General features: G+C 64.2%; 26 protein-coding genes. 15 read left to right on the forward strand and 11 right to left on the reverse strand.

What is annotated here, in order from left to right; translation table 11 throughout:
• Positions 1-647: 647 nt before the first annotated feature.
• Together CH292_RS29535 and mobF are read right to left on the reverse strand one after the other, a co-directional pair.
• Complete coding sequence (locus CH292_RS29535; protein WP_256978608.1) at positions 648-1,442, reverse strand: hypothetical protein; 795 nt, start codon at positions 1,440-1,442, stop codon at positions 648-650.
• A gap of 24 nt (positions 1,443-1,466) precedes the next feature.
• Positions 1,467-7,268, reverse strand: coding sequence for a MobF family relaxase (mobF, locus tag CH292_RS27810; protein WP_162182871.1), 5,802 nt, complete (start codon positions 7,266-7,268; stop codon positions 1,467-1,469).
• A 175-nt stretch (positions 7,269-7,443) separates the two neighbouring features.
• Here mobF and CH292_RS27815 point away from each other — a divergent pair, with 175 nt between their 5' ends.
• Positions 7,444-7,731: a hypothetical protein gene (locus tag CH292_RS27815; RefSeq protein ID WP_139278519.1), complete on the forward strand. Its 288-nt coding sequence runs from the start codon at positions 7,444-7,446 to the stop codon at positions 7,729-7,731.
• Positions 7,731-8,381 (forward strand): M48 family metalloprotease, encoded by a 651-nt coding sequence (locus CH292_RS27820; RefSeq protein WP_032406404.1) that lies wholly within the window; start codon positions 7,731-7,733, stop codon positions 8,379-8,381. Before CH292_RS27815 ends, CH292_RS27820 begins: the two co-directional genes overlap by 1 nt.
• Before the next feature lie 37 nt (positions 8,382-8,418).
• Here CH292_RS27820 and CH292_RS27825 read toward each other — a convergent pair whose 3' ends face one another.
• Positions 8,419-9,675 (reverse strand): hypothetical protein, encoded by a 1,257-nt coding sequence (locus CH292_RS27825; protein ID WP_032406403.1) that lies wholly within the window; start codon positions 9,673-9,675, stop codon positions 8,419-8,421.
• 273 nt (positions 9,676-9,948) lie between these two features.
• On the opposite strand from CH292_RS27825, the gene CH292_RS27830 reads away from it, so the two are divergent.
• The gene (locus CH292_RS27830) at positions 9,949-10,494 is read left to right on the forward strand and encodes a hypothetical protein (RefSeq protein WP_032406402.1); all 546 of its coding nucleotides are present in this window, start codon (positions 9,949-9,951) and stop codon (positions 10,492-10,494) included.
• A gap of 128 nt (positions 10,495-10,622) precedes the next feature.
• On the forward strand, positions 10,623-11,129 hold the full coding sequence (locus tag CH292_RS27835) for a hypothetical protein (protein ID WP_032406434.1): 507 nt from the start codon (positions 10,623-10,625) through the stop codon (positions 11,127-11,129).
• Positions 11,130-11,149: 20 nt separating this feature from the next.
• Here the strand turns inward: CH292_RS27835 and CH292_RS27840 are convergent, their stop codons facing one another.
• A complete protein-coding gene (locus tag CH292_RS27840) occupies positions 11,150-11,362 on the reverse strand; it encodes a hypothetical protein (RefSeq protein ID WP_032406401.1) in 213 nt (70 codons plus the stop codon).
• 187 nt (positions 11,363-11,549) lie between these two features.
• Here CH292_RS27840 and CH292_RS27845 point away from each other — a divergent pair, with 187 nt between their 5' ends.
• The 3 genes from CH292_RS27845 to CH292_RS27855 are packed head-to-tail and all read left to right on the forward strand — an operon-like array spanning position 11,550 to position 13,079.
• Entirely contained in the window at positions 11,550-12,491 is a 942-nt protein-coding gene (locus tag CH292_RS27845; protein ID WP_072692222.1) for a hypothetical protein, read from the forward strand.
• 15 nt (positions 12,492-12,506) lie between these two features.
• Positions 12,507-12,710 carry a hypothetical protein gene (locus CH292_RS27850; protein WP_139278527.1) on the forward strand — a complete coding sequence of 68 codons (204 nt, stop codon included), beginning with the start codon at positions 12,507-12,509 and terminating at the stop codon, positions 12,708-12,710.
• 30 nt (positions 12,711-12,740) lie between these two features.
• Positions 12,741-13,079 carry a hypothetical protein gene (locus tag CH292_RS27855; protein WP_094656324.1) on the forward strand — a complete coding sequence of 113 codons (339 nt, stop codon included), beginning with the start codon at positions 12,741-12,743 and terminating at the stop codon, positions 13,077-13,079.
• Here the strand turns inward: CH292_RS27855 and CH292_RS27860 are convergent.
• The 3 genes from CH292_RS27860 to CH292_RS27870 form a co-directional block, all read right to left on the reverse strand.
• Complete coding sequence (locus tag CH292_RS27860; RefSeq protein ID WP_139278526.1) at positions 13,069-13,281, reverse strand: hypothetical protein; 213 nt, start codon at positions 13,279-13,281, stop codon at positions 13,069-13,071. The genes CH292_RS27855 and CH292_RS27860 overlap by 11 nt on opposite strands.
• 237 nt (positions 13,282-13,518) lie before the next feature.
• Positions 13,519-14,448 (reverse strand): hypothetical protein, encoded by a 930-nt coding sequence (locus CH292_RS27865; protein ID WP_032406396.1) that lies wholly within the window; start codon positions 14,446-14,448, stop codon positions 13,519-13,521.
• A 125-nt stretch (positions 14,449-14,573) separates the two neighbouring features.
• Positions 14,574-14,798 (reverse strand): hypothetical protein, encoded by a 225-nt coding sequence (locus tag CH292_RS27870; protein ID WP_032406395.1) that lies wholly within the window; start codon positions 14,796-14,798, stop codon positions 14,574-14,576.
• Positions 14,799-14,974: 176 nt separating this feature from the next.
• Between CH292_RS27870 and def the strand changes: the two genes are divergently transcribed.
• Complete coding sequence (def, locus tag CH292_RS27875; protein ID WP_072692221.1) at positions 14,975-15,541, forward strand: peptide deformylase; 567 nt, start codon at positions 14,975-14,977, stop codon at positions 15,539-15,541.
• A gap of 182 nt (positions 15,542-15,723) precedes the next feature.
• On the opposite strand, the gene CH292_RS27880 is transcribed toward def, so the two are convergent.
• Both CH292_RS27880 and CH292_RS27885 read right to left on the reverse strand, forming a co-directional pair.
• Positions 15,724-15,939: a hypothetical protein gene (locus CH292_RS27880; RefSeq protein WP_032406394.1), complete on the reverse strand. Its 216-nt coding sequence runs from the start codon at positions 15,937-15,939 to the stop codon at positions 15,724-15,726.
• Between the two features lie 20 nt (positions 15,940-15,959).
• Positions 15,960-17,183, reverse strand: a complete 1,224-nt coding sequence (locus tag CH292_RS27885; protein WP_143545839.1) for an IS110 family transposase — start codon at positions 17,181-17,183, stop codon at positions 15,960-15,962.
• A gap of 584 nt (positions 17,184-17,767) precedes the next feature.
• On the opposite strand from CH292_RS27885, the gene CH292_RS27890 reads away from it, so the two are divergent.
• The gene (locus tag CH292_RS27890) at positions 17,768-18,136 is read left to right on the forward strand and encodes an Lsr2 family protein (RefSeq protein ID WP_042940532.1); all 369 of its coding nucleotides are present in this window, start codon (positions 17,768-17,770) and stop codon (positions 18,134-18,136) included.
• 128 nt (positions 18,137-18,264) lie between these two features.
• Here the strand turns inward: CH292_RS27890 and CH292_RS27895 are convergent, their stop codons facing one another.
• Positions 18,265-19,044, reverse strand: a complete 780-nt coding sequence (locus CH292_RS27895; RefSeq protein ID WP_143545840.1) for a hypothetical protein — start codon at positions 19,042-19,044, stop codon at positions 18,265-18,267.
• Between the two features lie 369 nt (positions 19,045-19,413).
• On the opposite strand from CH292_RS27895, the gene CH292_RS27900 reads away from it, so the two are divergent.
• The 4 genes from CH292_RS27900 (at position 19,414) to CH292_RS27915 (ending at position 23,762) form a co-directional block, all read left to right on the forward strand.
• Complete coding sequence (locus CH292_RS27900) at positions 19,414-19,782, forward strand: hypothetical protein (protein ID WP_143545841.1); 369 nt, start codon at positions 19,414-19,416, stop codon at positions 19,780-19,782.
• A 111-nt stretch (positions 19,783-19,893) separates the two neighbouring features.
• Positions 19,894-20,742 carry a hypothetical protein gene (locus CH292_RS27905; RefSeq protein WP_094656328.1) on the forward strand — a complete coding sequence of 283 codons (849 nt, stop codon included), beginning with the start codon at positions 19,894-19,896 and terminating at the stop codon, positions 20,740-20,742.
• 177 nt (positions 20,743-20,919) lie between these two features.
• Positions 20,920-22,677, forward strand: coding sequence for an Eco57I restriction-modification methylase domain-containing protein (locus tag CH292_RS27910; protein WP_094656329.1), 1,758 nt, complete (start codon positions 20,920-20,922; stop codon positions 22,675-22,677).
• Positions 22,674-23,762 (forward strand): BsuBI/PstI family type II restriction endonuclease, encoded by a 1,089-nt coding sequence (locus CH292_RS27915; protein WP_256978609.1) that lies wholly within the window; start codon positions 22,674-22,676, stop codon positions 23,760-23,762. Before CH292_RS27910 ends, CH292_RS27915 begins: the two co-directional genes overlap by 4 nt.
• 338 nt (positions 23,763-24,100) lie before the next feature.
• Here the strand turns inward: CH292_RS27915 and CH292_RS27920 are convergent, their stop codons facing one another.
• Positions 24,101-24,349 carry a hypothetical protein gene (locus CH292_RS27920; protein ID WP_143545842.1) on the reverse strand — a complete coding sequence of 83 codons (249 nt, stop codon included), beginning with the start codon at positions 24,347-24,349 and terminating at the stop codon, positions 24,101-24,103.
• A 240-nt stretch (positions 24,350-24,589) separates the two neighbouring features.
• Here CH292_RS27920 and CH292_RS27925 point away from each other — a divergent pair, with 240 nt between their 5' ends.
• Together CH292_RS27925 and CH292_RS27930 are read left to right on the forward strand one after the other, a co-directional pair.
• Positions 24,590-25,732: a GAF domain-containing protein gene (locus CH292_RS27925; RefSeq protein WP_143545843.1), complete on the forward strand. Its 1,143-nt coding sequence runs from the start codon at positions 24,590-24,592 to the stop codon at positions 25,730-25,732.
• A 456-nt stretch (positions 25,733-26,188) separates the two neighbouring features.
• The gene (locus CH292_RS27930) at positions 26,189-26,452 is read left to right on the forward strand and encodes an acyl carrier protein (protein WP_094656332.1); all 264 of its coding nucleotides are present in this window, start codon (positions 26,189-26,191) and stop codon (positions 26,450-26,452) included.
• The last annotated feature ends 13 nt before the right edge of the window (positions 26,453-26,465 follow it).

A 26,465-nucleotide genomic window follows, 5' to 3' on the forward strand; every position in this document is an offset into this window, starting at 1 on the left:
CCGTGCCAGCGCCCACGACTGGAACTGGGCGAAGGTGTTCGACGACGCCTGAGCCGAGACGGTCAGATCCGCGTCGGCGAGGACGGCGGCGCGGATGCGCTCGGTGAGTACCTCGTGTGCCGACGCCTGCGGGGGTGCCGGCGGCGCTGCATCGTCGGTGCTGCGCAGCAGTGGCAGCTCGCCGGCGAGGATGGCCTTGATGGAGCGGTCGGCCTCGGCTTTGGTCAGGCGCGCGTCGACGGTGTCGTCGGGTAGTCCGGATCGGGCGAGCAGCGTGCGCAGGGTGTCGAGTTGGCGTCCGGTGGCGGGGTCGTTGGCCCAGGTCGGCGGCGTGCGGCGTTGCGCGGCGTCGGCGCGGGCGACGGCGCTGTGGTTGATCGAGGCGGGATCGATCCCGGCGGCGCGCAGGGCGTTGCCGAGCTGCCCTTCGGCCGCGCGGGCGCGCTCGTAGTCGGCGAGCAGTCGGGTGCGCCGGTAGGACAGGTCCGAGATCCGCTGTGTCAGTGCCTCGATGCCGTCGCGGTTGTCTTGCTGGCGTGCGCGTTCGAGCGCGCGCTCGGCGTTGTCGAGGTGCTGCCTGAGACGGCCTCCTCGGTGCAGAATGTCGGCGGTGGCCGTGTGGGCGTCGACCCACTGCGCCCGAAGGGTCAGAAGGGAGTCGCGCCCGGCGTCCGGTCCATCTCGTCGAGGATCAACGTTTCGAGCTCCGCGGCGATCGGATCGCTCGCTGTGGTCGGCGTCGGCTGGTTGTCGTCGAGTCGTTGCTGGATCAGCGCCTGGGCGAGCAGCAGGAATCGACCCGGACGGTCCATCCACACCCGGTCCACGATCCGGCTCGCCAGCGGCGAGATGTCCACCGACAGTGTCGTCCAACGCATCTCGTCGCCCTTGTCCTGCGCGCTCTGCAGGTGCGCTCGGCGCTCCTCCTCGATCACTGCGTCCGTGGAGATCACCCGTTGGTAGATCTCCTCGGTCACCTGCGGGTACAGGTGTTCCTCGAGGATCTTCGATCGTGCCGAGTGCCAGGCCGTGGTCATCAACGCCACGGTCGTGGGGTAGTCCGGTGTCACTCCCGGGTTCTCGGCCCGCCACCGATCCATCAGGAAGCCGTGGGCGCTGTCCCCCACCGTTTCCTCCACCAGTTGGGTCAGTCGCGCCGCTTCGCGTTCGATCTGTTCCTCGCGTACGGCCTCGGGCAGGTCCGGATCGAGTCCGATCCACTCCCCCCAGATCCTGCGCACTTCGTCGCGGATCCGCAGATCCACGTTCATCTCCGGTTCCGACATCGTCGGTCCCCTCTCCGATCGAAAACAGGGACGGTTGATCCTGGTCGTCACGCGCCATGGTCGCTGCGCCCCCGCTCGGTGTGTGGTGAAAGCGAAAAATCTACCCATGCGGCACACCGGATCGGTGCGGCCGTTCGACTGGTCGGGCTCGTCCATCGTCGTCCGTCCTTCATTCGGTGCTCACAGTTCATGGCCACGGTCCTTTCGTGGGCCGCTCTCGGGTTCTCGGTGCGGTCCCTTGCTTCCCTTTGCCTGCTGTCTGCGTAGTCGTTCGCGTACCGCGTCTTCGGCGGCGCGTTCGCCCTGCGTGAGGGCGGCGCGGCGTTCGAGTTCTGCGCGGTAGCGAGCCAACGTCGCGGCCCCGCTCTCGCTGGGATTGAGCCGTTGACTGAGCGTGGTCTGTTTGATCTTGGCTTTGAGCTCGGGTGTTGCGGTCTTCATGGCCTTGGTTCCCTCGGCGATGCGTTCCTCGATCAGGTCCGGATCGACTGTGGTCTCTGTCGGTTCGGCAGTAGCAGTTGCCTCAGTGCTGACACTGCTCGGCACCGGTGGGGCGCTCTCGTCGGGAAGCGATGTCCCGTGCAGGTCCGGCTCGGAGTCGGGCATCGCCGACGCTTCGGATGCCGGGAGTTCCGAATCGACGGACTCGGTGGTGAGTGCACGGGGATCTCGGGAGGGCTCGACCGCCGCGAACGCTGGATCCGACAGAGCAAGGCGCGCTGTGGTGCGGTCGGATCGAGCCGGTGTACTGCGATTCTGCGCAGGCTTTTTCGGTGCGGCGGTGGGGCTTGCACGGTCGACGTCGGGCTTGGTGAGGACGGCGACCTGGCCGCGACTGTCCGGCTCGGGCGAGCGTGCCGGCGGCAGGGGGGTGTGTTCGGCGACGGCGGGGGCATCGTGGTGGGCCTCGTGCATTTCCGCGCGCATGATCTCGCCTTCGAGTGCGCGAACGGTGGCGCGGGCGTCGTCGACCGACATCTGGTCGATGCTGGCTGCCGTGTCGCGGATGACGTCGGCATCGGCGGTGGTCACGATGTTGCCGGGTCCCCCGGCTGCGGTCTCGAGGTCGGCCTGGGCCCGCTGCCAGAGCTGGTGGGCGTCGCGTTCGGTGGCGTGCGCGTGCTCGCGCAGTATCTCGACCAGGGCGAGGTCGGCCTGGGCGTGGAGTGCGTCGTCGTCGCGGCCGTCCTTGGTCGCGGCTGCTGCAGCTCGCGCCAGGTCTCGGCATCGAGCGTCGGTGGTTTCGAGTTCGCGGGTCGTCTCCAGCCACCGGGCGTGCGCGTCCTGTGCGGCGAAGTACAGCGGGCGCAGGGCGTCGGCGCGGCTGCGGACATCGACGATCATGGGGATCGCAGCGGTCATCGCGGGGCCTCGTTCGTCGAGGTACGCGCGCCACAGATCGTTGCTGCGGGTGCGTGCGTCCGCGAGCTCGGCGTGCAGCGCGGCCACCCGGGCAGCGGGTGCGATGTCTTCGTGTTCGGGGCGGACCATGCGCAGGGAGTCCATCGACTCCGCGAGCATGTCCCAGTCGGCCCCGGTGTCGTACTCGAAGTCCGGTGGCGGCAGGTCGGACTCCGGGTCGGGAGGCAGGTCCGCGTCGCTCAGCTCGGGGTAGTAGTCGTCGAAGCCGGCCTCGAACACCGGGCCGGTCCCGGTGACGGTTGCGGTGGTGGTCTCGGGGGCGTGGCTCTGCGTGGTGGCGGGGGTCGACTCGTACGGGTCGATTTTTCCGGCGACGGTTGCTGCTGCCTCGTCCTCGGCAGGGTCGACCAGTGCGTGTTCGACGGCTGGGAAGTCGTGGTGGGTGAACTCGTGATGGCTCAGGGCGGTGATCCGCCACGCCAACGCTTGGGTGAGCTCGTCGGGGCGTAGTTCGTCGTCGACGTCGCGGGCCTGGGTGAGCAGCTCGTCGGTGAAGGCCAGGATCTGCTGCGGCTCCCAGTCGATGGGCGCGTTGTCGACCGCGGCGACGAGGGAGGGCCATGCGTGATCGCTGCGGATCGTGCGCGCGGTCTCCTCGCCGAACACGACGTCGAGGGTCGGCGTCCAGTGCGGTGCGAGGTGCTTGGACGGTGTCGTGGAGTCCAGAGCGGCCGGGCTCAGGGTGCGCGAGAGCCGCCACCACAGGGCTGCAGCGGGCATCTCGTCGGGTAGTGGGCGGTCCCCGGTGACCGAACGCAGCAGAGCGGGGACGTCGAGACCGGCGCGGCGGGCGGTGGTCAGCCGGAGTGCGAGCACCGGCCAGAACGGATCGGTGAGGATCCGCGGCTCGATCTTCTGGGCGAGCGCTCTCCAGGCGTTGGTGGCGGCATCGGGCGAGCCGATGACCGCTGCTGCCCTCTTGTCGAGCCGGTTCTGCTGCCGTTTGTGTGCGGCCGCGAACTGCGGGGGACCGGTGGGCCGGAGGTCGATGTCGTCGACTGTGCGCGCTGCGCGCCACACGGCGAGGTCCGCGAGCAGGTCCGGGTGTTCGAGGAAGGGCCGGGCCCAGACCGGCGCGGTCTCGCTGGTCCAGCCGCGGGCTCGTTCGTCGACCGCTGTCGAGAGGGTGTCGACCAGTTCTGCGCGGGCGGTGAGGTAGTTGCTCCACGTCGGGTCTGCACGAAGGGCTGGAGGGATGGCGGGCAGCCACGGCAGGGGGCCGCTGCCGGCGGAATGCTCTCCGCTCGGGTCGAGCCTCCAGTCCAGGACGGCGGCGACGTCGACGGCGGTGTCGAGTTCGCGGTGGCTGGCGGCGCGGGCGAGTGCGGCGATCGGGTCGGTTCCCCCGACGGCGCGGATGGCCAGGTGCTTGCGCAGCACGGGCCATGCTGCAGCGTCGGTGACGCCGGGGACGACCTTGTCCGCTTCGGCATCGATGCGCTCCATCTCGTCGTCGCCGAGGACCTGTTCTGCGGCGGTGCCGACGGCATCGTCGTAGGCCGCTGCGGCGATCGGGAGTCGCTCGGCGGGGTCTGCGAGTCGGCGGGCGGCGGTGGTGGCCGATTCCTGCGCGCCGTCTCGGCCGAGGATGCGGGTGAACAGGTCCACAGCCGTTTGCGGTGTGACGGCTTCAGGGGTGATGACCGAGTGTTCGTCGCCGTCGAGGGCGGACCCGAAGTACAGGTGGTTCTCGCTGCGGCCACGGGTAGCGGCGACGTAGGCGAGCTGCCGGGTCTCGCGTCCACTGAAGACGGTGTGGCAGGTGTCGGCCGTGATGCCCTGCGCGCCGTGAATGGTGCGGGCGTATCCGAGGGTGACCTTCTCGCTGACGTAGTCGGCGGGCAGGGTCACCACACGACCGTCTCCGATGCGGCGGACTTTCAGGCTGCCGTCGGCGTTCGTTTCCTCGACGGTCCACCGGTTGCCGTTGCGGACGAAGTCGGTGGCCCCGATGACGAGTCGTCGATTGTTGCGACGGGTGGTGATGACGTCACCGACCGAGGCGTGCAGTCCGTCGGCCAAGGTGACCTCGCGGCCGATGATGGTCTTGCCCGTCGCAGCGAGGCGGTCGATACGGGCGCGTTCGTTGAGGGTGCGGACCGTGTCCCGGGTGGGGGCGAGCATGACCGCGTCGAGGCCGTTTTCGATGTCGCGTTGCCATGCCGAGTAGGCCTGGTCTTCGGCGGCAACGAGATCTCCGACGTGGACTCGGTTGTTGTCGATGTAGAAGCCGATGGCTTCGGCGTTTCCGGCTCGCAGGTCCAGGGAGGCGAGGCCTTCGGCGTTGTCCTTGAATCGGACGACGTCGGTGAGGGTGATCGCCCCGGTGGTGGTAGCGATGTCGCGGAGCACTCCGCCGGCGGCGACGGAGGCGAGCTGTTGATCGTCTCCGACCAGACGGACGCTGCCACCGCGGTCGAGGACGAACTGCACGGCCAGGTCGAGGTCGGCGGTCGAGGCCATGCCGGCTTCGTCGATGACGACGAGGGAACGGTGGTCGATGCTGTCGAACCAGTCCGGGACTGTCACGACCTCGCCGGGTGCGGCGTCGTCGAGCTCGCAGAGTGTGTCGACGAGTTTGCCGAGGGTGTCGGTGGTTGCGTCGAGGTCTTGTTCGAGGGCGGAGGCTGCGGCGGCGGTCGGTGCCAGACCGAGGACGTGGCCCCCTTCTGCTTCCCAGCTGCTCCGCAGTACGGCCATGGCGGTGGTCTTGCCGGTGCCGGCGGGTGCGAGGGCGAGCTGGAGGCGTTGCCCGGAGGTGGCGAGCTCCCGGACCATCTGTGCTTGGGAGGTGTTGAGATCGAATTTGTTGGCGGCGTGTTCGAGCAACGCGAGGTCGACGGTGAGCGGGTCGACGCTGCGTCCCCCGCCCAGTTGCGCGGCCTGCACGAGGCGGTCTTCGGCGGCGAGGATGGACTCGCAGGTGTAGAGGCGCGTGCCTTCGGTGGTGTAGACGCTGGCCCCGTTGCTGCGGCGCAATACCCCGGGCTCGTCCAGGTCGTCGTCCGGTCCCAACGCGACCGATCGCTGCGGGTCCAGAGCAGCATCGGTGATGGCGGTGATGGCGTATTCCATCTGCTCGCTCGGGACCGAGTGCGCGCGCACGATGCGGGCCGCTTCGGCGCGCACATGCCACTCCTGCCAGCGGGCGCGGCTCTGCCCGACCACCGACAGGGCGTGGTCGGCGCTTTCGGCGATCCACTGTGCGTCCACGGTGACGGGTTCGCGTACGGGCCCGTGGTCGTGGGTGGTGCGTCGGATCATTTCCGAGAGAGCGCGTTCGTTTCCGAGGACTTCGATTGCTTCGGCGCGCCAGGCAGTGCGTTGTTCTGCCAGCGAGCGTGGTTCGTGTTTGGCTTCGCGGGTTTCGAGGTTGGCGCGTTGGTTGAGTTTGCGGGCTTCGGCGGGTGTGGGTTCGCGGCCGAGTTCGCGTTGGAACTCGGCGGCGAGTTCTCCGCGGCGCAGGTCGATCATCCCGGCGCGGGAGGACCAGCGGGCGGCCAGATCGGCGTCGACGCCTACGATTTCGCGGATCGGGCGTTTGCCGGGGTCAGTGCCGGCGCGCTCGGCGAAGTCGACGCCGAGACGGTCTCGGAGGTATCCCTCGAGGCGGGTGTTGTAGGTCTCGGAGATCGCGACCATCGCTTTGTGCAGTGGCCGGCCGTCGATGGCGAGCCACTTGTTCTGCCCTTTGACTTTCACCTTGTTCGAGATCGCGACGTGGGTGTGCAGGTCGGGCTCGCCCGCGCGGGAGTCGCGGTGGGTGAAGGCGGCGGCGAGCATTCCTTCGGTGTCGACCTGCTGCACACCATCGGTGCCGAGCCGAGTGAGCAGGGCGTTGTTCTCGAACCAGTCGAGCGCGTCTTTGACCGCGTCATGGTGGGCGGCTTCGATCGCTTCGGACATCTCTCGCGGGGCCAGCGCCCACAGGGCACTGACCGACTTCACCGGGCTGAAGGTGACGTCGTATCCGGCGACGGCGGTGGTCTTGGCGCGAGAGTTCTTGGCCACCCAGCCGCTGAGTTCGCGGTCGTCGAGCGGTGCGCGGCCGAGTTCGGTCTCGAACATCTCGCGGGCGATTCGGGTGCGGATCTGCGCGCGGACGTCGTCGTCGACCGGCGCGTGGGAGGGCAGACCGAGGGCGGCGTTGTGTTCGGTGAACGCTTCGCCGACCGCCTTGCGGAACTCGGTGACGCCGGAGTGAATCCGAAAGGGGTTGCCCAGCTTGCTCTCTCGCAGTGCGAGCGCGGCGGCGTCTTTCTTGCTGGCACCGTCGGCGACGAGGGCGGTGGCGTGCCTGCCTTCGATGGCGGTGGCGTCGGGGTGTTTGCCTTCGCCGAACAGCGCGAGCATGTGCGCTTCGGTGACCTCGTCGCCTGCGCCGATGGTGCGCAGCGTGGGTAGCCCCGATCCCATCCAGAGGCCGGGCGACTCGCCTTTCGAGGAGTAGTAGTCCGCGAGAGTGTCGCGTCCACGTGCGGTGGCGTCGTGCGCAGCGACCTGCCGGATCAGGTACATGTACCCGTCCCCGGCCGTCAGCTTGTGCATCGTCGCGGTCACGAAACAGATCATAGCTGCTGTTATCTTTTCGTTATCCTTAATGCAAGAGGTCTGTAGGGCTTGATCTTGGGTTCGTGAGGTGAAATGGTGTGGCAGCGAGAACTGGGCTGTAGGAGAGGGCCTGTGGGTCGTGACGAGTGCTGACTGGCGTGTCTGTGTGGAGGTGGGTACTGCGGTGAGTAGGTCGGGTGATCGGATCTCCACGCGGACTCAGCTCCGCGCGGCGGCGGCGGCGAAGGTGGCCGGCGCGGCCAGCTCGGCCCGTCCGGCGGTGGCATCGTTTCTGGCTGCGCAAGCTCAGGTGGTCGCAGCGGAGCGGGCGATGGTGGCGGCGTTGATCGAGTTGCAGGCCCATGTCGGCGGTCTCGATGTGGCGGCGGAGATGGTGGGCCTGGACGCGGGAGCGGCCCGCGCTCTGGTCTCGCGTGTGGCTGCCGATGGCGCTGAACGCGAGGGTGGGTGATGGCCGTGCGTCGACCGGTGCCGCAGTCGACGACGAGCGCCGAGCAGCGCGAGATGTGGGTGGCTCGTGTTGGGGAAATCGCGGCTCTACTCGGTCAGTCCCCTCCCCCGTCCGTCGAGTTCCTCCCCGGTCCGTTGGGTATGGGTGCTCGCTACCACCACGGCACCGACACGTTGGGTGTCACGGACGGATGGATCAGTGCACAGCCGGATCCGCAGTCGTTGCCGTCGTCGGCATTACTGGCCCACGAATTGGGGCACCGTGAGGACTTGACCAAGCTTCGTCGCGCCCGCCGGCTCTACTACGTGGCGTACGTCGTTCTGGTGGTGATCCTGCTCGGTGGCTGCGCCGCAGCGTTCGTGTCGTCGACGCGGGATGCGAACGGCGGGTTGGCCGGGTCGGTGTGGTTCCCCTTGTTCATTCCGTCGATGGGTGTTGCCATAGTGGTCTCGCTCATGGTGATGAGTTGGCCGCGTGAGTACTACGCCGACGGTGTCGCGGCGCGTCTGTTCGGCAGTGACGGTGTTGCGGCGTGCTTGGCGGTGTACGCCGCGAACGGTCCTCGTTCGACCGTCTGGCCGTCGCACACGCACCCCTCACACCGGATGCGGATCGCGCGCCAACGTCGCCGCGAAGCCCAGAGACGTTAGGTTGCTCGGGACGAGAAGCTGTCTACGTGTGTGTCCATCAGGTCTGATCGGACCGGGTGACCGCCGCTCGGTAGCTGTCACCGAGATTTTCGGCCTGGACCGGGATGCTGAGTGGCACTCCGCTGTAGGACTCGCCGTAGGTTTGCGCGGTCACTGTCCACTCGGCAGTCAGAGAGGACGCGGTGTGATCGATCGCGCGCAGGATCAGCAGTTCGTTATCGCTGGTCCATGTCTGATCAGGACGGAGGTGTGGCAGGTCGATTGTGATGACGATCGTCTCGGCATCTGTGTTGTCCCACTCAAGGGGCGCGTCCGCCAGTTGCAAGCCTTTGCGGTAGTCCGTCACCGGAGGAGGCAGATACGTGTCGAACAATGGCTGTCCGGGCGGCGAGACGGGGGGAATGAACTCGTCGAACCCGAAGGTGTCGCGCTCCTCCCAGTCGAGACCTTGCGCGCCTTTGATTGTGATGATGACCTGAACGTCGTTGAGAAAGACCTGTTCGATGTTTCGGAGCCGCAGTCGCAATCCCGGCCACGTAATTGCGGCCAGGTACTGCTCGCTGTCAACCCAGCCTTCTCGCACTTCCTCAGACCACTGGGCAAGACGTGCGTCGAGGTCCGCTCTCGTTCGCGGCTGTGGGTCGTACCCGATTCCCAACAGACTCGAGATGTGCGGCGGGACACCGAACGGTGACGCCTCTCGTGATGCTGCCTCGGCCTCGGCGAATTGCTTCCGCTCATCGTCACTGATCGCGGAGGTGAGGTGCTCTCTCGCAGCCTCGCCGTTGGAAAAGTAGCGGGCAGCGCCGTCGATGAACAGTGATACGTCGATGGGAGGTGGGCCGGCTTCGATGTCGAGATACTGCTTGCGGATCTGCGCCATTTTGGGTCGATCGATGACACCCGTGGTTCGCTCGAGGTGGTAGAGCTCGATCTCGGTTCCGTCTCCGAGATCTACCAGGTTCGCTCGTTCACCCAAGGTCAGCTCCTGATTGGTTACGAAGACGAAGCCATGCGGTGAGTGCGTCTTTGCGCCAGTCAGATCGTCGGTGAACTTGTTCTTGATCGTGGTGAACGTCTGCTGGCCCCTGGGGAAGTACACACCCATGACCCAGCTCTTTCCGTCCTTGGTGGCGACGGCGTCTTTGCCGCCGTCCTTGCCGCCGAGGGGGTGTGAGGGGTCGATGTTCTCGTATCCCTCCGCATCGAGGACGTGCGCCGCGAGGCGCTCTGATGGAGTCTGGCCTTGCGTCCACTCTCGGAGGCGGAACCACGTCTCATCCGTGCGCGTCATCTAAAGGGGCCTTCCGATCTCGAACAACGGTGCAACCGCGAGAGTAGCTACCCTCCGTCGCTCACCCCGGCATACCAGTGCAGCGTTCCGTTGTCCTCGATCGCGGAGGGAAGGCCGACCTTCGATCCGTGTGTGTGCGGCTATGACCGGGTAGACTGACACCCGCTGAGGATGCCGTTGCGGGTCGATCCTTCAAGCGCCAATTCGTGTACCCACCGAACTCGTCGCGCTGATGTTGCCGACGGTTCGGGCGACTTGAAAGGCCCGCAACTCATGAGTGCCACCCCCATCAACACAGACGCCATCTACGCCGCAGCTGAGGCTGCCGTTCGTGGACGTGTCGCCTTGGCCGAAGCCATCGTCACCGCCCAGCAAGCAGTCGGCACCGCCGAGGAGAACGCCGCCAAGCAACGAGCCGAAGCCGACGCCGCGATCAAAGCCGCCGAAGCCACCAAACGCGCAGCAACGAAATCGGTCGAGGCCAGCAAGAAGGCCGTTCACGCCGCCATGAAAGAAGCGCTGACGGGCGGGTGGACTGCAGCCGAACTCCGCGACATCGGCCTCACCGTGCCGACGTCGGTCATCGCAGCTGCCTCCGGAGGTAAGTCGTCGGAGTCACGCAAACGCGGTACGGGCTCCACGACGAAGCGCCCGCGGATCAGCCTGAACGCGAGCGAAGATGCGTCTTCGACCAACACCGGTGAGCGAAGCTCCACCGGGCCGGCGGCGACGGCCGTTCCGCCGGAACATCAGACGCAGAACGAACACGTCCACGCTGACAACGCTCCCGACGTACAGTCACTGGCGCACACCGGATAGCGCGGGAGACGGGTCGATGAGATCCTCGACAGCGGGCCGTGTTCGCGGCGAGAAGTCGTTGGCGCACAGCGGCCGTCGTGTTCACGACAGGCCGACCGGCCGGGAACCGTTAGGTGGGTGGGGAGTCGGTGCCGAAACCGTTAGCAGTAGGCGATGCCGACGAGCGAGCTCGGTTTCGCAGCTACGTGGTGCACGGGCCGCATCGGTCCTCGTGTGCGATCTGGATCGGGGCCATTGCCGACGACGGGTACGGCAGATTCTGGGTCTCCCGCGGTGGACAACCGCGGGTGGTTCGCCCGCATCGCTACGCATTGGCGATCGCGCTCGGTGGGGCGATCGACGAGTCGGTGAACGCATTGCACATGTGCGACAACCCGATCTGTGTACGAGTGACGCTGGACGAGGCGCAGCAACAGCCTCTTCACGTGGTCGACGGGAACCAGTCGCAGAATCTGCGCGACATGGCCGCGAAAGGTCGCGGCGGTGGACGTCGCCAACCGGGGCTTTGGTACGGGCCGGATCGAGCCGCACGTGCTGCGCGCTCGCGCCGGTTGCGTGCGGCGGTACGCCAGGGTTGGGACGACGCAGCGGTGCAGGCAGCTCTATTGGAGAGCGGTACTCCCACGCTGTTCTGACACTGTGGCCGGGCGAGAAGTCACAGCGGGCTGCTGAACGCACTGGCCACGACGGCAACTGCCATCGCGAACAGGATGCCGGCCACCACGGCCACGATTCGGAAGCCCATTCCGAACACCATGCCCGTTGCGCGTACCGGCGCGAATCGCCAGCCGCCGTCGTCGGTGACGCCGGCGCGCAAAACCGCAACGACGATGACGATGCCGGCCACTATCGCGATCACCACGATCATCACCTCGCTTCTCGTTCTGGGGGGTCACCCCGTGTGGCGGCCAGTAGACACCAGGCCACCGACAAGTTCCGCCGCGCTCGGTTGCAGCCGGCGTGTCGACGCCGGCTGAACCAACACACTTCCGCACTTCTCCGCGCGTGCCGTCTCCGGGAGAACACGCGCGCACGACGAAAAAGGATCACTCCTCATGACTTCTGCACGAAATCGTCCTACCCACTCCGAATTGATCACCGTCGAGGTCGCGACCCTCGATCAACACAACGATCCCGGCCATGTGTTCGCGCGCGCCGAGTTTCAGTCGCGGACAGCGGCGTCGTCCTTCGCGGTCAGTCAGGCCGCGATGCTGTCCGCCGGCCGGGAGGTCGACCGTATCGCCGCCGCGGTCAATGTTCGGTCGAGCGACGGCGCACACACCGAGCTCCCGTTCACCGGGACTCCCAACGAATTGGCGGTGGTGCTCAGTAGCGAACCCGGGTACGCAGCGGGTGTGCGCAAGGCGCAAGTGCCGGCCCCGCCCGCAGTGGCCGAAGTGATCGCTCGATTCGCCGACTCCGCACCCTCGCGGATCGACGCTCCCCCTACCGCGCCGGACGTGAGCGAGGTCCGAGTGCAGTCGACCCGTCCGGGGCCGATTCCCGATTCGCGCACGGTGGTCGGGGTGTATTCGACAGCGGATGCGAAGCGCATTGCTTCCGCGATCGCCGAGCGGGTCGGCGGTTCGGTCACCGCGGATCCCGAGAGCCAGAAACTGACCGTGAGCCATGCGGCACCGATCACGGTGCACGAGCGTGAGGCGGTCGAGCGGCGTCATCGCATCGCCTCTCTTCGGGCGAACATCGCCACTCTCGATACCGTGCGTGATCGCGACCATGTCGCCGCGCTCAGTGGCGAGCTGGGCGATCTGCAGAAGCGAACGCAGTCGTTCGAGCCACGCGCGGACATCGCGCCGATAGACGACCCCGCGGCGCAGGGTCAGTCAAACGTGTCAGTTGCCGGCCAGCCCTCGACGCCGTCGATGGCGACGCCCTCCTTGCGGGCTGTGCTCAATCGCCGACCGAGTCACCCACGTGAAGCGACGCCACCGGTGCAATCCCCGCAGCCGCGCGTTGCACACGATCTCGGACGCTGACCGATGATGGACCTGTTGACGACAGCCCTACGCTGGGTGTTCTTACTACTGGTTGTGGTCGCGTTTCTCGCGTGGGCTGCTGGATTGCTACGCAAGGTGTTCGTGGCCGAGGCCTATTGGGAGGACCGCACCAACAGACGCCTGGCGACGATCGCATGTGGGTGCCTCGTCGGTGCCATCGTCACCTCCCTGCCCCTCACCCCCGGACTACCCCTCTGACCTGTCTCACCTCACCGAAGGACACACACCATGAGTTCACCCGAATCCTCCACCACCGCGCTGTCGGAGATCGACAGTCTGGAGCTGGCGATCCTCACTGAACTGTGTTCCCCCGAAGCGGTGGACGCGTTCGAGATGATGCACGCCAACGTCCGCCCGACCAACGCGGCGCGGTTCGCCGACTTGCTCTCGATCATTAACGGACTGTCAGATCCGAACTTCGCGGTCGACGCCCCGCTGAACCTTCTCGGGTTGGTTCCGGCAACAGTCATTCGTGTGAATGAGCTGGACGAGGGTCCGGACCCCCGACCAGATGGGACGGGTTGGGCCCCGCCCGGTGTGGGCGGAGCCGTCCGGCCTAGAGCTTGAGAGGTTCGATAGCTTCGTCGGTGCGGTGCTTGCCGAGTAGGCATTCCCAGGTGCGGGTGTCGAGCTGCTCGGCTGTGACCCACTGCCCGCACATCGTGGCGTGGTGCACGTCCGCGTGCAGTCCGCCCAGGTTGTGGGTGGCGCTCGTTGCGCCGCGATTCAGGGCAGCGGAGGCGATGGCGGAGAGCCGATCTGGAAGCATGGCGAGATCCTTTCGAGGTTCGGATGAGACGTAGCGATCGGACATGACGAGGGTGGACTGTCAAACCACGTCTTGGGAGCCTGCGACCGTGGTTTTACTGGACGGGGGTCCCCGGCGTGTCAGACTCGGCGTCCTCGTACGACCCCCTTTGGTGACCCATATGGGGCAACGCCGGAGGCTGCGAGGTAGCGCAGTGGGACGCCCACTCCCCGGCATGACCGCACCTGACCCGGCCTTTCAGTTGTGGCGGCGGTCTTCCTCGAGGCCACGGAGACGATCGAGTTCGGCGCGCTGCAACGAGATCTCTTCGCGCAGATCGGCGGCGATCGTCTTCTGTTCGTCGATGCGTTCGGTGTAGTCGCGGCGCAGCTCGGCTTCACGTTTGGTGGCGTCGGTGCGCTGCTGGGTGAGTGTTGCTGCGCTGGTGCGGTTGTCATCCTGGCGTGCGGTGCGTTCGGCGGCGAGATCGGCACGCAACCTTTTCGCTTCGGCGCGCAGCTCGACCAGCTCGTCCTCGCGGCGGCGATCCTTCTCGTCGTAGCGGTCGATCGATTCGCGGTGACTGGTGTTGAGCGAGGCCACAATGGTGTCGTGAGTGTCCTGCAGGGCACTGATTTCGGCGCGTTGGCGTGCGTCGAGCTCGTCGAGTTCGGCGCGGTGCGCGGCCTTCTGCTCCTCGACCTGGATGCGGGCCTGCTCGGCGGCGTTTTCTGCTGCATCGGTCTGCTCCCATGCGTCGGCGGCGTCGGCGCGGAGCTCGTCGTTTTCGGCGTCGAGGGCGTCGGCGCGGACGGTCGCGGCGTGCGCGGCTGCTTCGGCGGCGGCAGCACGTTCTTCGGCGGCGGAGACGGTGCGGGCGGTTTCGGCGCGCATCAGCTCGAGACGCTGATCGAGAGCTTTGGGGTCCGAGACGGTGCCGATCGCAGTCTGGACTCGTTGGACAAGGTCATCGAGCTGCCCGAACTGTGCGTGCAGTGCCGGCAGAACGGCAGCGAGGGACGCAACGGCGAGTTCCGGGGTCGCGGTGTCGGCCTCGTCGACGCCGACGGACTCAGCCGCGGTGCCTGCTTTCTGCGCGGCTTTGGCGCGGTGCGCGCGCACCCGATCGGCGGGGGTGGCGTGGATGCGGGGTCGGCCTGGCTTGCGGGGCGGCTCAGCTGCGGTCATGACTGAACTCTACCATTTCGTTTCATATCGTTACGTTTCATTTCATTACGTTGCGGTAACGAAATTGGAAACAAAAAGAGGTCCTGGTGCTCAGTGGGTGCACCGGAAAGACCCGCCCGGGATGTCTACTCCCGGCTGCCCTGCGCACCATCGGCAGGTGGTGTCGTGCTCGATGCGTCCGAGCACTCCTCGGCTTCCTCGATGAGGATGGGCAGCTCTGCTGCGCTGGCGAGCGCGAGCGCTTCGGTGGCCCAGCGGGCCGCGCGCGGATCTTCGGCGGGGAGCTGAGCGGCTGTGCCGATGAGATCGGTGATGATCTGGTGATCGTTGAGCAGTTCGTTGTTGTTCATGACTGGACACCTTCCAAAGGTTCGGATGAGACGTCCTGGACTGACAGGCTGAGTGCTTCTATCAACTTCGCAACACGTAACTGCAGAAACGTTCGCGGGAAAGGCGTGTTGGCGCGCGTATGCAAGGTCGCACGCATCGGCCCCCGGTCAGACGCCAACGTGGGATAGTAGGTGCCATGCCTGTTTCTGAGCTCATTCGTCTCGGTACTGCACGGCCGATAATCCGTTGGGGTGCTCCAGTTCTGCACACTCCAGCCCGTCCGATAACCGATTTCGGCTCGGGGCTTCAGGGATTACTAGCCGATATGTTCGCGACCAACGCTGCTGCTGATGGTGCCGGTCTTGCAGCCCAGCAGATCGGGGTCGATCTGGCGGTATTCATATACGACTGCAATGACGAAACGGGGCGACGGCAGACGGGTGTTGTCTGCAACCCAATCGTCGAACTACCGGAGGGAAATAGTCGGCGGCTCATCGAGTTCGGGGAAGGATGTCTATCACTGCCCGGTGCGTATAGCGATCTCGCCAGGCCCGAATTCTCCACCTGCCGCGGCCAGGACCAGTACGGTGATCCGCTTCAGCTGATCGCCGGTGGCACTCTCGGACGCTGCTTTCAGCATGAGACCGACCACATCAACGGCACAGTATTCGGCGACAGACTTTCGACACGTAGACGCAAGCAGCTCTATCGCGACCACGAGGCGGTTTCCACTCACTACGCAGTGAACTGGCCAGCAACATAACCTGCTGCACCGCAATTATACCGCCCTGAATTTGGGAAGCTGATTTCTCGGTCAACTGCGCCGCATCCAATCCGACTGCACTGGCGCTAGCGGAGCGCCCGCGACGTCGCGCCCGCGCGCCGGACCTCACCCAACTGTCGAAAACTTTCGGCGGTGACGCTTCGCTGTTCCGAAACCGAGGGCTATCGGCTGCTGGTCGTTGTCACCGCGGACACGTAGAACTTGCCCTCGATGTGAAGGATCGAGTGGGAGATCGAGACGACTTCTTGCCCTGATCTTTCGCAGTTGATCGTCGCGAAGGTTGCGGTGTGGTTGGACAGAACTGCGTGCAACTCGGAGAGGGTCTCGAACGGCCCCAGTTCGAGTGTGTACACGTCGTAGCTTGCGATATCCGCCATGGAGGCGACAGTAGCGGCCGTCAGGCTGCGACCATGTCCTGTGCTCGCTGCGGCGCCACTCGATAGTGCGTCTCGTTCGTGAGCATGGCGTAGAGGACGCTGCTGCGACGTCGAGCCAGGCATATCAATGCGGATCGGTGGTTCTTGCCTTCGGCGCGTTTTCGGTCGTAGTAGGCACGGGAGACAGGGTCCTTGAGAGCTGCGAAAGCTGAAAGATACATGGCACGTTTGAGTCTGGCGTTGCCACTGTGTTGTCGATGCTCACCTTTGATCGACGTTCCGGAGCGATGTGTCCGCGGCGCGACCCCGGCGTAGACGGCGAGTGCGCCTGCGTCACGGAATCGGCCGATGTCGGTAATCTCGACGAGCATCGTCACCCCGGTCCGCACCCCCACCCCAGGCAGCGAGGTCAGGATCGGACCCGCCGGGTGTTCGGTCAGGGCGTGTTCGAACCGCGCGGCCAGGTCGCGGCGGGCGACCCGGACGTCGAGCAGCTGACCGGCAAGGTGCTTGATGACCAGATCTGCCTGAGTTGCGCCAGGAACACTTACGGTCTGCTCGGCCAGCGATGCGACGATGCTGTCGACGATCTTCTTCCACAGGCGCGGCGCGAGACCTTCAGCGCACGAGTCCAATTGGCGCCGTGATGCTGCCGCGAACCCCACCGGTCCACCGAACTTCGCGAGCAGACCAGGACCGATCGGGCGGTGCATCTGTGCGCCGATCGCGCGTTCGAGCGCGGGATGGACCGACAACAGGACCGAGCGCAGGCGGTTGATCAGCCGATTCTCGTCGACGGCCAGATCAGCGTCGAATCCGGACAACAGACGCAGACCCTCGACGAGGTCGCTGGACTCTCCGATCGGCAGCAGTGTGTCCGGGAGCGTGCGGGCCGCGTCGGCGATGATGAAGGCATCTTTGGCGTCGGTCTTTCCGTTGCCTGGGTACAAATCCGCGATACGCCTCATCCGCAGTCCGGGCAGGTAAGCGCCCTCGACACCGCAGTCCCGCGCGACCGCTACCGGCAGTGCGCCGATGTTGCGTGGTTGATCGACAACCACCAGCACCTTCCCGTGCCGGCTGAGGTCGGTGAACAGCCTGCGAAGCTCCGCCTCGTCCTGATACACCTCGAGTCCGACGAGACGCTCACCGTCTCGGTTCAAAGCGACGGCGTAGTGACTGGTCTTACCGACGTCGATGCCGCAGAACACCTGGTAGTTAGTGTTGTCCACAGTCTCCCCCAGTTCTTCCGGTTTGTGGTGGTCGTGGCACCGTTCCCGTCACCCACGTTATGCAGACCCGTCGTTGTAGCCATGCCTCTATCAGCGGTGAATCGGTGCCTACCGATCCGGCGGCGTCACTCACCGAGACCTACACAGTGGCCAGTGGACTAGTCAGCCATACCGGATCGGTCGACCAGCCCCCGGCGATCAGGGGCTGGGAAGAAGATAACGGGTGGTCTTTCAACCCCGAAGAGGAGCTTGCGACCGTGGGTTGATTGGACGGCCCCCCGGCATGTAAGGCTTGGGCGACTCGTACGACCAAAATGGTGACCACAAGTGGCGGCCCCGGCGGGGACGTGCGGACGCGTTCACGCGGGCCGAATACTGTTGCACTGCAACGGCTACGGCTACCGCGACCCCTTATGGATGCCAAAGCTATATTGCCTTCTCGGTGCCTATGAGACCGACTGCCGGAAATCGAATACGCCTCGATAGCGGCTCGACTTACCGTGTCGATGAAGAATGCGGATATCGACGCTGGTTACCCTTGTACAGGCGAATGCGGTTGCGCATAGCGAATGTGTCGATGAAAGGTTCCTGCGGCTGTGGCCAAACGAGTGACAACCCAATTGGTGGACGATATCGACGGGTCGGTCATAGACGACGAGTCCGGCGAGACGATCGAGTTCGCGATCAACGGCGTCGAGTACTCGATCGACCTGAAAGCGAAGAACGCGAACGAGTTTCACAAGAAGCTCGACTACTACGTCGGGCATGCGACGCGGGTCGGTGGCCGTAAGCGTAAGCCCTCCCCCGCTGCCGCGTCGACCGCGACAGCGGCCGGCGGATCGGTCAAGCGTGATCCGGAGCAGACGCGGGCGATCCGACAGTGGGCGTTCGACCAGGGTTACGAGATCAGCGAGCGTGGCCGGATTCCGGCCGATATCGAAGAGGCGTACAACGCCGCACACTGACGGGCGGTGAGCCGCCCGCCTCGACCTGAGCGGGCCGGTGGTGGTGCGCCGTGCGGGGGAGCTCGAGTGCTTCTATCTTCTTCACAACTCAGGAGGAGTCGTCGCGACCACCGCCGTCACTCATCAGATCAGCGCGAGCCACTAACACTCCATCTTGGTGGCATCGCCTTGAGAAGTCCGTTGATGTGCTCGACGAGGTCCGCCCATTCGGGGTTGAGGCGACGTGCCTGTTCCAATGTGACGTCGCCGCAACCCCACCGGGTGAGCTGCAGGTTGTATCGGGTCCAGATCGGGTCCATACCCAGGCAGATCGTGACCATCATCGCTCTGGTGAGCTGCGCGGGACTGTCGGGAGGTTGCCTCAAGTGTTCAAGCTCTGAGATGTTGCGCGCCGAGCAGGGAAACACGGTTGATATCTGCTCGGCGAGTCGTCGTTGAGAGAGCAACGGACTGCCGTCTTTGCGTCGACGATGAATCCGGCGTCGCGTCATCTCCAGATAAAAGCCCCAGGGGGTTTCCGGAACGTACGAACTGGGTGGTCTGGGGGTACCAGCGGTTGGGGTCGATGCGCGGGCGTCTTCCATGAACTGTCGAAGGTCAGCAAGGTAGGCCACTTCGTCGGCGACGATTCTCGGTTGTGCATCGAGTTCGCGGCGAAGCTCGTCAACGGAGGCAACGGGTGCCTCGAAATGGTCGAACGCCGCCCTCAGTCTTCCTTGGTCTCCTAGCACGACGTGCCCGGTGATCGCAGCCAAAGTGGCGGTGAAGAAGGCCCCGTGGGAGAGATGTTTGGTGTGCGACACGGCGAGCAACTTGCCACCGCGGTAACGCTGCTCGACATCCTCCACGACGTAGTACGGCGCAGCACAGTGAGCGACCTCGTGCAACAGCACACGGGTCGTCAGCATGGCGGGGTGCAACGAGATAGTCCACCGTGTGGTCTGCGGATGCCCCCACGGACTAGCGAAGGATTCCCTGAGATTGAGATGTTGGTCCTCAGATCCGCCCCCGACTAATTCGATGGGCGGGGTGTTCGAAAAGTGGGACTGCCACCACGAGCTGGATGTCAGGCTGTCGACGAGGGCTTGGCAAGCGTCGATGTCGTCGAGGACCTCGTCTGAACCGACGGCTTGTTCTGCAGAATAGACTCGCCAATCGGACAACCCCTCGTCAAATGGCATTCGATGATCGTAGCGATCACTCTGGGCGCGACACTCGTTGTGCGCGCCCAGCCAGTTCGGCGATACGTGTCGGTGTCTACCTCTACGGTGTCGCGTGTGAGCGAGAGCGACGACATGGGGATAACTCCGGTGCCCGATCGTGTGCTTCACGAGCTCGCCGACGTTCTGGTGGACAGAGTCGATCAACTGCTCGACCGGCTGACCGATCGAGGAATGGCGGCACCGGTGGCCGGATCGCCTACGTGGGAGTCGACGTGGAAGCAGCGGGACACTGCGGTGGGGCATGCCCGCGACCAAGAAAGATCTCGCGTGCGGATCGAATTGACGCGCCTTGCGGTCGCAAAACTCAGCCCGAAGCACGCTGCCGACCTCCACGTCCCAGCTCGACAACGGCAGGTAGTCAGGCCCCGCGCTGCGAACACAGGTCGCAATCGTGTCGACGATGCACAGCTGGCCTTCTTCTGAAGATTGCTCTTGTCCAGCGAGCGCATCTCAGGCCCGGTCGTCAAGTAGCGCGGCATCCCGTGGACCTCACTGGACTACAGCAACTTTCGAGCTCGTAACTAGACTTGCGCAATGGAGACTGCCGAAGTTGCTCTCATAGTCTCGGGCGCGAGTGCTTTCATCACGCTTGGCGGACTGTTCTGGCAGCTCATGCTGTATCGCTTATCAGGCGCGCGGTTGCAGGTTCGACTCATGCCCGGCTACCTGGACAGACATCACACTATCTGCAGAGGAGCCGGGCGGAGTGGCCTCACAGCCAACTTCGAGATGTTCGACGGCCCCGAGGTGTCCAAGATAGGTGTCGAGCTGGCCCTGATCAAGGTCACCAACGTTGGCCGAATTTCCGTGTCAGTCGAGAATATCTCGCTTGATTTCGGGCGCTCCTCATCCTGGCCGTGGAAGAGGGGCCGAAGGAACACCGAGGGACTCGTGGTCCAAGCATACGAGGGCCACGATTCCACGTCGGCTCGACTAGATCCAGGTAGCACCGTTACCGTCATTTTCCCGTTCTGGTCACTCGTCAAGGGGTCCAAGCATCTGACCAGTAAGAGGAACTTCACTGTGCGCGGAAGCGCTACAGCAGCAGGCCGCAGAGCGGAGCTGTCGTCGCGCCGGCTGTCATGGAAGTTGACGCCGCAGTCAGCGTCGCTGTTTGCGGATTCAGGGGAACCTGACGCGGAATTGCGGGCGTATCGGATGTTATGGCACCAGACACGAGATAATGAGGGACGCACGAAATTCGGTTCTCACTGGCACGAGATCAAGACTGCGCTGGACAACGGCGTGAGCGATGACGAGCTGGTGGAGATTTTCGATAATGCTCACCCGGAGGGGGGCGTTTACATCAGCCTCCCTTACGACGTGAGGGCTGCGTACAAGGATGCGGACTTGCGAGAACAGCTTCTACCGCTGGTCTACTAGAACAAAGGGGCAATGCCGATGCCACCGGGGCGGCCGTCATGGGCGCGTTCGAGGGGGAGCGCGACGGGGCTCCTAATCTCTTCGCAACCCCGTGCGCCGGTCTTGCCACGAATTTGACATGAGACCGTCGGCGGCGGTTGTGGGATTCCCGTGCGAGGAGCAGTTAACCTCCTTGGCATGGAACCGTCGACCGCCATCTCATCTGCGGTGTCCGCACGAACTCTCGGTGCACGAGGTTCGCGGTCATTGGTCGGCTCGTCCGACCCCGCCGCAGAGCTGACACCAACAGCTGCCGCAGTGCTGGCGGCCATTCCGGCATGGTGGTCGGCCAGAGCGACGATGGCGGGTCTGAGCGGTGACTGGCTTGATGTTCACTGGGCACTTGACACAGAACCGCCTTTGATCCTGTCCGACGCCCCGCCGCTGGAGCTGGAGTGGGGTCCGCTCACCCCTGAGGCTGTGGGTGCTGCGTACGTCGACTCGCTCGCACCGGAGACCCGGGCGCGTCACGGACGGCATTACACCCCGCATGAACTGGCCGACCAGTTGTGGTCGATGGCGCGTTCCGCGGTTGGCTTCAAGGCACCGCTTCAGCCTCTCCCGGGGCTGGTGCTCGACCCCGCGTGCGGTGCTGGAGCTCTGTTGCTGCCAGCGCTTCGTGAGCATCTTTCAGCGAGCATTGACGGCGGCACCGACGGCCAGGCCGTCTTGAGTGGCCTGTCCAGCGTCATCGAGGGGGTCGACACTGACCCTGCCGCGGTGTGGGTGGCCAACGTGGTGATGGCAGCGGAGATGCTTCCGCTACAGGCACGGATCCCTGAGGAACACCGACGTCCGTTCCCGCTTCTCGCGAAGACGGACGACGGTCTGAGGGAGCGCACCGACAAAGCGCGAATTGTCGTCATGAACCCTCCGTACGGCCGAGTCCGCTTGAGTGCGGAAGATCGCGTGCGCTTTGCTGATTCGCTCTACGGCCACGCCAACCTGTACGGGATCTTCATGGCCGCAGCGGTGCAGTCGATCGACGACAAAGGTGTCGTGGCGGCGCTGGTGCCGACATCGTTCACAGCGGGCAGATACTTCGAGCCGCTCCGACGATTGTTGGCGCAGCGCACACGTCTGCAGGAGATTGCGTTCGTAGCAGACAGATCGGGCGTGTTCACGTCCGTTCTTCAGGAAACCTGTCTGGCAACGTTCACGTCGCGCAAGATTCGTCGTACGACTATTCAGACAATCGGGTCACAGACCACCTATGTTGCGACGGTCGCGACGCCGACCAGCGGTCGGCCCTGGGTACTTCCTCGACGTTCGGACCTCGCGCCCATTGCCGCCGCCGCAGCCGCACTGCCGCTGTCGGTCGCAGCCGCTGGCTGGAAGGTGAGCACAGGCCCTCTGGTGTGGAACCGCAGGAAGGACGATCTTCACGCTCGTCCGGCGAACGATCGTCATGTGGTGTTGTGGGCAGCAGATATCGATGGAGGCGTGCTCCATCGCGATGCTGCTCGCGCCCACATGCGTTATCTCGCAGTCAGATCGCCTGCGGACTCGAAGACAATGCTTACATCTGGCCCTCGCATCCTGGTCCAACGAACCACTGCACCAGAGCAGGTCCGGCGCCTGGTCGCGGCCGAACTGACTCAGGAGCATCTCGACAGCTTCGGCGGCTCGGTGGTCGTGGAGAACCACGTCAACGTCCTCCGACCAGCTACACCTGAGCCACTACTCTCGTCTGCGCTGCTCACGCGACTACTGGCAACCGACACCATGGACAGACTGGTGCGGTGTATCTCGGGATCAGTTGCGTTGTCTGCCTACGAACTCGAATCGGTGGCGTTGCCTGCTGCGGAAGTCCTCGAGCAGTGGGAGTTCTTGTCCGGCGATGCCCTGGAGTCCGCCGTGAAGAGTGTCTACGGATCCGTGGAAGCCACGCCGTGAGACCGATCATCACCGCGTCAGGCGCTACCGAGCGTTTGCTGCTGATCTTCCCCCGGGAAGCATTCGATACAGTGATGTCCAGCCCCCTGGCAGGGGCCGCGGTGTCCGCACTGATCTACGTCGACTCGATCGCGACCGGCAACGACTCCACGACCTTCTGGGCCCGACCCTCGATGGTCACCTGGATGTCCGAAGAGATGCGTATTCGCGACTCCGAAGATGATCGTGTGCAATGGCGCGAGGCAGCCGCGAAGAAGAACAAGGATCTCGTGAAGGTACTCGACGAGTGGGGTGTGTCCACAGCCTCTGGATACGCCGATAACTCACGAGAAACACTGCGAGACGAGACCTTTCGAAAGTGGCGCGAGAACAGCGCGATTCGAGAAAAAGCAGGTGTGCCGAAGAACTCGAGCAAGGGCCGTTGGGCGCTCGAACCGCATTTCGCCGACTTGTTCGACCCCGGTCTTGCCGGAGATCAACTCGTGTCCCAAGTTGTGCAGTGGAGAGAGCGTCACCTTTCCCCGGCCGCCAAACTGAAGGTTCAGTTCGCAGCGCAAGGACGCCAGACTGCGCACGCAGTATCTGTCACACTCCCGAACGGGGCTGGCGTTCGCACATTGGAGTCCGGCAAAGCGTCCCTGATCCTCAAAAGCGTGGTCGAGGAGTGGGCAGCCACGCGACTGACGACACCGTATGTGGTCACGATCAGCGAACCAGGCGACAAGGTGTTCACAGCCGATGCCAAGCTGCTCACCTACCTTCAGATCACGATCAATACGCAGGCGCTCCTACCGGACGCGTTGATTGCTGACGTGGGCGGCGACGATGTCCAGTTCTGGTTTGTCGAAGCCGTCAACACGGACGGTGAAATCAACGAGGCGCGTAAGCAGTCGCTGCTGACGTGGGCGACCAATCAGGGCATCAACCCTGCGCACTGTCACTTCCTGACCGCATTCACCTCCCGAACGGATCCAGCTGCCCGTAAGAGGCTCAAGGACCTTGCCTCGGGAACGTACGCATACTTCGCCGACGAGCCAGGACACGAACTTGCCTGGTATCGGCTAGTCGACGGCACGGATACGTAGGTCGCTTCCTCTTGTTCACGCCGCGATTGCGGTGGGGTTTCCCGAACGGTAGGTCGTACCTCGTTGGAGCATTGCGTAGAGCACGTTGGTGCGACGCCTGGCCAGACAGACCAGTGCCGACCGGTGATCTTTGATTGGGCGCGTTTGTCGGCCACGGTGCGTTGGCGGACGGTCAGGGCGACGCCGACGACGGCGAAGACACCGATGATCAGGTTCACCCATTCTTGAGCGGGCATAGGGGCGTTCCTTCCAGGTGATGGGGTTGCTGCCCCGGTGCCGTTGGGCACCGGGGCGGTTGGGCACAGGCGTGAGGTTCCGCTGACGATGTCGCCTTCGGTCTAGGTGAACCCGTCTCCGAGCGCGAAGCGATAGTCCGCTTGGACCCAAACGGTATCGAAGTGTCCGGCGTCGGTGGGAGTGCCGAGTAGGTCTCGGTTGGCCCCGTTGAGGAAGAACGCGGCTCCGGGCGAGGGCGGGTAGTAGCGGTTGAGGGTGTCGATCAGGGTTTCAACGCTCCTGCACGTCGCGGCCGCGTCGAGCGCTTTGCCGTAGGTGGTCCAGTAGTCGTCGACGTCGATGGTGCTCATGGTGATGGTCTGTGTCGCGGCAGCACGACCGCATGCGTTCACCCGCCGCCGGCTACGGTGATCAACCGCATTCTCCCTTCAGTTAACCAGTTGGACAAACGTTTTCAACACTATCTGCGTCTTGCAGAAGCAAGAAAAACGAACGACGGGAAAACAGTTGAATATGAATGACCTCTCCACTGTCAGCCATTCCAGGGGTGTGCCATCGGATCGTGATTCCTTAGTTCCGGGGAAATCGGTATGGTTGCAAGAGTCTTCCCGGCCGCGCTACACGCCCACTCGGTGGTCACCGAGCCCGCGTTTGCATTCGCTCGCCGGAACCCAAAGTGTGTACCTACCCGGAAGGGCTATGCCATGCCGTCTCCAAACAACTGGCTCCTGATAGATGTGCTGGATCCGCGGCACCCAAGTGTTGTTGCCGTCGGTGCGCGGACCAGAAGCAGAGTTGCACTCAGCTCCTTCATCCGAGCATGGGATCGCGACCTCGTCCTGGCAGCAGTGATGAAAGCGTGCCGCCACGGCACGTCCGTGCACGCCAATTCAGGCTCTCGGGCTGTCGCAGTGGACCCGATTGCCGACGAAGTCACCGGTCTAGTTCACGGAGTATGGCTGCGAGTCACCCACCGGTCTGCGGATCCGATCGATCGACCATCAGCATGGGCCTTCGAATGGAACCTCGACACTGGAGTAGCAAGGCGATGCGCAATAGTCAGCGACACCGAGACATGGGCGGAGCTCGGAGTCGAGCAGAACAGGCCGATCTCCGACGGGCTGGCAAAACTCGACCTCGGTTCCACGACAGCGTCCATCCTCGCGAACCTCGTCTCGGGTAGCCACGGCACGTTGGTGCAGCAGACTGCAGTCGAACAACGGCCGTTTGGCGGCCCCCGGACAATCCAGTTCACCGCGCGCTTCGTGACCGAGCCAACGAACAGCTCAGACCGAACTGGCAATCGACTAGTCCGCGGAATTTCAGTTGATTTGGGGGCCGTTCAGACGTGTGAACATGCCGGACTCCAAGCCTCAAGCCTTGGCGATCGGATCGCACTGTCTCTGACCAGTCCACGCGAATACCGTGCGATCGCAGACCCCGATTCGCTGAGGCTGCTCTACTGGTACGGCGATGCACCAGAAGACATCGCTTGGCGCAACGCACACGTCGTCGGTGCCAAACCCGTGCTCCACCCTGAGGACGCAATTCACGCAGCGGTCACAGCAAAGCTGTTGAAGAGTTCGCCCTTCGGAACGACTAGAAAACTGAACCTGCGATTTCTCACATATCAAGATGGCTACACCCCCATCAGTGTGACCGCCCGTGCCATAGACCTCGACGACAGATCACGCGCCCTTCTATTGACCTTGCACCCGAAAACGGACGAATAAGCCGAATCCGTTGCCAAGGGCAGAAGATCTTGATACGTTCAGGGCACGCTCAACGAGCGCCTGAGGTGAGCACCCTGTCGTAGTCGGGGCACCCTCCACGTCCAAATCGGACGCATCATCTCCTACCGTGTCGTCGCACAGAGGGCAGTGTCATAACTTGGCCTGCCACCAAGCGCAACGCGGTCAGTACATTCATGCGAGGAATCCTATGAGCGACGCATCTCAAACTCTTCTGGGCATACAGAGGCACCACTGCGACAGGTGCGCGAAATAGGGAACTCATCTTCGACTAAGCCGACCACAAGGTCGGAGCAAACGACACAAACCTCGTGAGTGCGACAGTCGCTCGCAGTATTCGCACTGTTCTGCCCACTGCCACCACGGAAGCAACCAGAAATTCCCGAACTCACACCTCTGGGTGACACCTGTCTGGTGAAGACTAACGAAGGAATACCAATGAGCACAGAAGACGCGCGAACCGAATTGCGGCAGCAACTTTTTGCAATATTGTCTGAAGTCGCTGGCGGAGTGCTGGATAATCAGGTCATCGAGGGCGATACGGAGTTTCCCGATACAGGAATGAGCTCGATCGAGTACCTGGCTCTAATCGAAAAGATAGAAACAAAACTCGATGTATTCATCGACCTCGAGGAAAACGAGGAACTGACGAGCGTCGACAAGTTCTGCGATTACCTTCTCGAACAAGTTCCTACTTCGTGAGATTAGAAACAAT

The organism is Rhodococcus sp. 14-2470-1a (assembly GCF_002259425.1).
Lineage (GTDB): Bacteria > Actinomycetota > Actinomycetes > Mycobacteriales > Mycobacteriaceae > Rhodococcoides > Rhodococcoides fascians_E.